We start from the raw sequence: 2,342 nt of genomic DNA on the forward strand, positions 1-2,342 counted from the left end.
GTTTAGACCATTTAACGCATATTTATATATTTCTAAAAAAATATTTGGAAAAATAAATATCGTATTTATGAAAAAAACAGGAAAGATTGAATCTATAACCCATGTTTGTGTTGTATAAAGTTTAAATATATAGTTTTTAGAAAGGAGTAGGATAGATGTAAAAATTAAAAAAACCACTGTCATAGAGAGTGAACTTAATAGAGGAATTAGTTTTTTATAAATAGAAGTGGAGTTTTTAATAATTAAGTTTGTAGAGATTATGGCATATGAGTATGTTCCAATTAGTAAAAAATTTGAAATAGTTCCAAGAAGATTAAACTCTCCCAATAGATAAGGATTTATATATACTAAAATATAGGTTAATATCAGAGTTAAAAGCCCATCCTCAATAAAATCTTGTGTTAAAATAGGTATATATTTTTTTAAAATTTTAATTGAAACCTCATAATTAAAGGAGTTTTTTAATTTAAAAAAGGCTTTTCTTTTGAAGTATAAATAGTATAAAAGTAGGTTTACTCCTCCTCCAGTTACAGTTCCAATACCAGCTCCAAGCACTCCTAATTTTGAGAATCCAAATAACCCTAAGACAAGTGTTGCACTGATAGAGATATTCACCACATTGTTTATAAAAACTCCCACCATTATTATTTTAGTTTTCTCTTGAACTTTAAAAAAAGAGGAGTAGATAAATAGACACATAGTTATCCAAATCTCTATTGAGATTACCTTGAAATAGATGACAGATAATCTTAAAATTTCAGGTTCTATTTTAAAAAATATTTTAAATATATGCTCTGAAAAAATAAAAAAAATAAAAACTAAAGATAACCCAATAATATTGGTTAAAAAAAAAGAGGTATTGAATAAAGTTTCATACTCTCTGGTTTTACCTTGTTGCAAGTAGCTACTGCCCAATATATTTAAAGGGATAGCAATAGCGCCAAAAGTTCCAATAACTATGTATGATACTTGCCCAGCAACACTTATAGCAATATAACCATCTTGTGAAATAATAGTTCCTAACCATTGATCTATAAAAATAAATAAAAATGAGCAAAATCTAGATATAATTAAAGGAAATACAATATAATTTATATGTTTAATCTCTTTTAGTATCATAAAATCTCCATTTTTATATAGTATATTTATTTTTCATAAAAATAAACGCCTAAAACTATGATAAATCCACCTATTAATTGCAATAGAGTTAAAGTATCTTTGAATAAAATATAGGAAATAATTACTGTAAAAAAAGGTTCTATTAGATTAATAATTGAAACTAAACCTACATCAAGGTAAGATATCGCTTTCATAAAGCCCAGTAAACCTATAACCGTTGAAAAAAAAGCTAAAATTAAAACATAAAGTAAGGTAGATAAATCAGTTAAAATAACGAATGTTCCTGAAAAAAAACTGATTCCGAATAAAGTTATACTGCAGATTAGAGAAACATAAGTAGTTAATTCTAAGCTATTTACTGTATTTAAAAACTTTTTAGTATAAACCATATATGCACCACTAAATATTGTTGTTAAAATAACTAAAAGTATTCCAAGAAGCTTATTTTCTGTCATTGGAGAGTAAATAACAAATGTAGAACCTAAAATAGCTAAAATAACCCCTAAAATCATTTTAAAAGTAATGGTAGTTCTTAAAAAAATTTAGAAAATAGTATTGTAAAAATGGGATAAGTATTATAAATGATTGCTCCTAAAGATACTGATATATATTGAAAAGCAGAAAAATAGCATAAGCATTGTAAGGAATAGATTATTCCAACAATACAAATTTTTTTTATCATTTTTTTATCAGATGTGATTCTATACTTTGTTAATTTTAAGTAGAAGTAAAAAATAAAAAATGCAAATAAAAAACGATAAAACAATAGTAAAGATGAGGAATATCCCTGTTTTAACCCAAGTCTTGCAAAAATTGGAATTACACTAAAACCTAAAGTAGAAATTAAAATAGAGAGAATACCTTTATATCTATTTTTTAAAATCATAATTTTATCATTCTGCTCCATGCCAACACTCACTATATTCTCCATTTATTTCTCCTGTATTTATGTAAGCATGAGCTCTACAACCATAAAAACATTTTTTTTCATTATGAGGTTTACATATTTTACACAATCCTTTTAGATTTAAGGCCGATTGCCTTATGTTTTTATATGTTTCCTCATTCCAAATTTCAAAAATATTTCTAATTTTGTCATTAGCTAAGTACAAATCTGAATTTTTGGAGGCCTTTTCTTTTTTTAAAACAGTTTCAAAATATAGAATTATATTATTTTCTCTACAGAATTTATACATTTCAATTACTCTATTATAGTTATATGG

The 2,342-nt window shown here is 24.9% G+C and carries 4 protein-coding genes; all 4 read right to left on the bottom strand.

Going from position 1 to position 2,342, the window contains the following annotated elements; genetic code table 11:
- A partial coding sequence (locus ACMOUI_RS10345; protein ID WP_418965620.1) for an MATE family efflux transporter occupies nucleotides 1-1,119 on the bottom strand: 1,119 nt, incomplete at its 3' end.
- Between the two features lie 26 nt (nucleotides 1,120-1,145).
- The gene (locus ACMOUI_RS10350; RefSeq protein ID WP_418965621.1) at nucleotides 1,146-1,631 is read right to left on the bottom strand and encodes a DMT family transporter; all 486 of its coding nucleotides are present in this window, start codon (nucleotides 1,629-1,631) and stop codon (nucleotides 1,146-1,148) included.
- Nucleotides 1,632-1,651: 20 nt separating this feature from the next.
- Nucleotides 1,652-2,050, bottom strand: coding sequence for an EamA family transporter (locus ACMOUI_RS10355; protein ID WP_418965622.1), 399 nt, complete (start codon nucleotides 2,048-2,050; stop codon nucleotides 1,652-1,654).
- Nucleotides 2,013-2,342 (bottom strand): hypothetical protein (locus tag ACMOUI_RS10360; RefSeq protein WP_418965623.1); only part of this gene is annotated, 330 nt, incomplete at its 5' end. The genes ACMOUI_RS10360 and ACMOUI_RS10355, both read right to left, overlap by 38 nt.

It is taken from the genome of Cetobacterium sp., assembly GCF_048470075.1.
Classification (GTDB): domain Bacteria; phylum Fusobacteriota; class Fusobacteriia; order Fusobacteriales; family Fusobacteriaceae; genus Cetobacterium_A.